3 protein-coding genes are annotated in these 3,614 nt (G+C 68.5%); 1 reads left to right on the top strand and 2 read right to left on the bottom strand.

What is annotated here, in order from left to right:
- Positions 1–152: 152 nt before the first annotated feature.
- Entirely contained in the window at positions 153–1,361 is a 1,209-nt protein-coding gene (locus VFV89_RS04765; protein ID WP_329704760.1) for an acyl-CoA dehydrogenase family protein, read from the bottom strand.
- A gap of 51 nt (positions 1,362–1,412) precedes the next feature.
- The gene (locus VFV89_RS04760) at positions 1,413–2,456 is read right to left on the bottom strand and encodes an endonuclease/exonuclease/phosphatase family protein (RefSeq protein WP_329704759.1); all 1,044 of its coding nucleotides are present in this window, start codon (positions 2,454–2,456) and stop codon (positions 1,413–1,415) included.
- 217 nt (positions 2,457–2,673) lie between these two features.
- Here VFV89_RS04760 and VFV89_RS04755 point away from each other — a divergent pair, with 217 nt between their 5' ends.
- Positions 2,674–3,294 (top strand): DUF4245 family protein, encoded by a 621-nt coding sequence (locus VFV89_RS04755; RefSeq protein ID WP_329704758.1) that lies wholly within the window; start codon positions 2,674–2,676, stop codon positions 3,292–3,294.
- Positions 3,295–3,614: the final 320 nt, after the last annotated feature.

Raw genomic sequence — 3,614 nt, 5'->3', positions numbered from 1 at the left:
TGGTGGGACACCGAGATCTGGAGCATCCTCGCCCCCGAGTGGCGAGCCGCCCGCGCCGGTGGCTGAGTCCCAGCCCCGAGTCACCCGGCTTCGAGGCTCGGCGCCGGGGCGCCTCGCACCTCAGCCATCGTGACGGCTCGGCGCCGGGGGCCTCAGCGCAGCTTGTAGTCCTTGAGCAACGACCGACCGATGATCATCTTCTGGATGTCGCTGGTGCCCTCACCGATGAGCATGAACGCCGCCTCACGGTAGAGGCGCTCGATCTCGTACTCCTTGGAGTAGCCGTAGCCGCCGTGGATGCGGAAGGAATCCTGGACGACCTCGTTGCAGTACTCCGAGGCGAGCATCTTGGCCATCCCGGCCTCGACGTCGTTGCGCTCGCCCTTGTCCTTCATGCGGGCGGCCCGGACCATCATGGCGTGCGCGGCCTCGACCTTGGTCGCCATCTCTGCGAGCCGGAACAGGATCGCCTGGTGCTCGGCGATCGGCTTGCCGAAGGTCTCGCGCTGCTGGCTGTAGGCGATCGCGAGCTCGAAGGCCCGGTTGGCGATGCCGCACGCGCGCGCCGCGACGTTGACCCGGCCGACCTCGACTCCGTCCATCATCTGGTAGAAGCCCTGGCCGGTCCTGCCACCGAGGATCTGCTCGTCGGTGGTCCGGTAGCCCTCGAAGACCGCCTCGGTGGTGTCGACGCCCTTGTAGCCCATCTTGTCGATCTTGCCGGGAATGGTGAGCCCAGGAGCGGTCTCGCCGAACCCCTCCTCCTTCTCGACGAGGAAGGTTGTCATCGACCGGTAGGGCGACTCCTCCCCGCTCTGCCCATCTTCTCGGCCGGTCCGGACGAGGGTGGCGACCAGGTTCGACGTACCGCCGTTGGTCAGCCACATCTTCTGGCCATCGATGCGCCAGCTCTCACCGTCCCGGACGGCCTTGGTCTTGACCGCCGAGACGTCGGACCCGAGCCCCGGCTCGGACATCGAGAAGGCGCCGCGCACCTCGCCGGCGGCCATCCGGGGCAGGTACTTCTTCTTCTGCTCCTCGGTGCCGTGCCGCATCAGCATGTAGGCGACGATGAAGTGGGTGTTGATGACGCCGGAGACGCTCATCCAGCCGCGCGCGATCTCCTCGACGCACAGCGCGTAGGTCAGCAGCGACTCGCCGAGGCCGTCGTACTCCTCGGGGATGGTGAGCCCGAAGATGCCGAGCTCCTTGAGCCCGTCGACGATCTCCTGGGGGTACTCGTCGGCGTGCTCGAGCTCGGTCGCCACCGGGATGATCTGCTCCTCGACGAAGGTGCGGACCGCCTTGAGGATCTCGGTCTGGTCCTCGGTCAGTCCATCGGTCTCGCACAGGCGCGGCATGGCGCCGAGGTTACCGAGCGTTCACCTGGCCCGCCGTGGCCAGGATCACCTTCAGGGGCTCGGCGTCAGCGTGGTCGTGGCGGTCGGCGTGGGAGGCGTCGGGGTCACGGTGGGCGGCGGAGGCGGCGGAGGCGGCGGGATCACCGGTTCGACCGGCTGGACGAGCGCGTCGGCCACGAGCAGGTGGTGGTCGGTCGTCCGCGCCACCTTGCGGCTGCGGTCCTGGACGTAGTTGGAGAACTGCACCTGCGAGCCGAAGATCCAGTCGACGACCATGCCCTTTGGCGCCTGGCAGGTCGTGGGACTGCGGAAGCCGCCGCTGGCGGCCACCATGCCGGCCTGCTTGGTGACCCGGCAGAAGACCTGGCGCTTGGAGTTCATGTCGCCGGTCCACACGATGGGCAGGTTGTTGCTGTTCCTCAGCTGGTTGACCAGGGCGATCTGGAGCCGCTGGCCGATCAGCCGCCACTTCAGCGCGTTGCCACGCACGTCGGCGGGGTTCTGGAAGTTCATGAAGTAGATCTGCTGGCCGGTCTGCAGCGACTGGAGCAGGACCACCGGCATGCGGAGCACGTCACCGTGGAAGTAGGGCAGCTTGATCCAGGTGGTGCTGACCAGCTGGAACTTGTCCTTGCGCCAGGCGATCGAGTTGCGCAGGAAGCCGACGGTGTCGGAGTAGCCGGGGAAGATGTCGTAGAGCCCAGAGGCCTTCTTGACCCACTTGTCGTACTGCGGCGGCTGGAACTCCTGCAGCCCCACCACGTCGACCTGGTGGCTCTTGAGCAGCTGCACGCCCCACTTCATCCGGACCGCGCCGTTGGCCATCCCCTTCTTGGTGCCACCCCGCTCGGTGTGGTCGTAGCCGAGCACGTTGAACGAGCTCACCCGGAACGACGTCGGGCCGGTGACCGGGCTGGGCACCGGGACCGGGCTGGCCCCCATCTGGCCGTACTCGTCGGCCTTCCGGTCCGAGCCCGCCACCGCGAGCGCGGTCCCGGCGACCAGCAGGCCCACGATGAGGGCCGCGATCGACGCCACGCGCATCCGGGACCGGACGACGGCGGGACGGCTGCTGACGGGGGGAAGGGCCGTCATGGTGGTGTGCCTCCGAGGATCGACGGTGTCGCTGGAGCAGTGTGCCCTGTCCGATTCTAAGTCCACAACTGCCCCATTGGTCACAACTTTCACAAAACTCGTCCGGCGACGAAGCCATCCTGCCGCCCTCTTCCCGACGGAACGGAACCGGCGAAGGTTGGTCGCCGTCGGCAAGGTTGTGAAGCTCAGCGGTGGGATCACAAGGCACACTGGACGCATGCACGGGATCCCGAAGGCAGTGGCAGGGCTGGCGCTGGTCGCCGTCACTGTCGTGGGGTGTGGCGACGAGGACGGGGACAGCCCCACCGCCACCGACCCCACCTCCGGCTCCACGTCGCCTGCGGCCAGCCCGACCCCGTCGGCCACCGAGTCGTCGTCCGCGACGCCGTCCGACAGCGGGGATCCGGTGCCGTCGCCGATCATCGACAAGGCCGTCAAGGACGCGATCCGCGACGGGTTCCCGGCCCTGGTCCCCTCCGGCGTACCCGCCGGATGGACGGTCACGAAGGCGACCTACTCCCCCAAGCGGGGCGGGCAGTGGTGGATCCGCCTGACCGACGCGAACGGCGCCGACGTGACGCTCGCACAGTCCAAGAAGTCGGTCGAGGGGATCGTCCACCAGTACCTCGAGGGCGCCCAGCCGGCCGGCAACGTCGACCTGAGCAGCTACGGCACCGGGAAGTGGTCGGCCTACACCGGCACAATCGGCGACGCCGTGGCCAAGGCGCTCTCGGGCACCTCCGCGGTCGTGGTCGGACCGGACATGGACACCGTGACCACGCTCGCACAGGACCTGCTCACCGCCGAGGACGCCGGCAGCAGCGACGACGGCGGCTGAGGCCGGCGCCGGGATCGCACCACCGCCGGTCGAGCCTGTCGAGACCTCCGCATTGAAGGCACCCGACCCCACTGAGTTCGTGAGGGGACGCCTACCAGCGCTGGCTGCGGGGATCTCGACAAGCTCGATCAGCGGGTGGTGACGTCCCAGCCCCGGGTTGCGAGCCCACGCTGGGATTCGATCAGTCGCCTTCCCAGAACCGCCCGCCGGCGCGCGCCGGGTCGCGCTCGATGGTGGTCACCGGACGCCGCATCGTGACGTAGACCTTCTTGTAGCTGCCGTCCGCCTGGCGCTCCATGCGGGCGACCCTGAACTCGGTG

This window comes from Nocardioides sp., from assembly GCF_036274455.1.
In the GTDB taxonomy this organism is placed as follows: Bacteria; Actinomycetota; Actinomycetes; order Propionibacteriales; family Nocardioidaceae; genus Nocardioides.
Note: the sequence above shows the minus strand (reverse complement) of the source record. Positions and strands in the feature narration are given on the sequence as shown.

Coding starts and splice junctions, on each gene's coding strand:
- VFV89_RS04755 (WP_329704758.1), top strand. CDS start 2,674: ATGCACGGGATCCCGAAGGCAGTGGCAGGGCTGGCGCTGGTCGCCGTC.
- VFV89_RS04760 (WP_329704759.1), bottom strand. CDS start 2,456: ATGACGGCCCTTCCCCCCGTCAGCAGCCGTCCCGCCGTCGTCCGGTCC.
- VFV89_RS04765 (WP_329704760.1), bottom strand. CDS start 1,361: ATGCCGCGCCTGTGCGAGACCGATGGACTGACCGAGGACCAGACCGAG.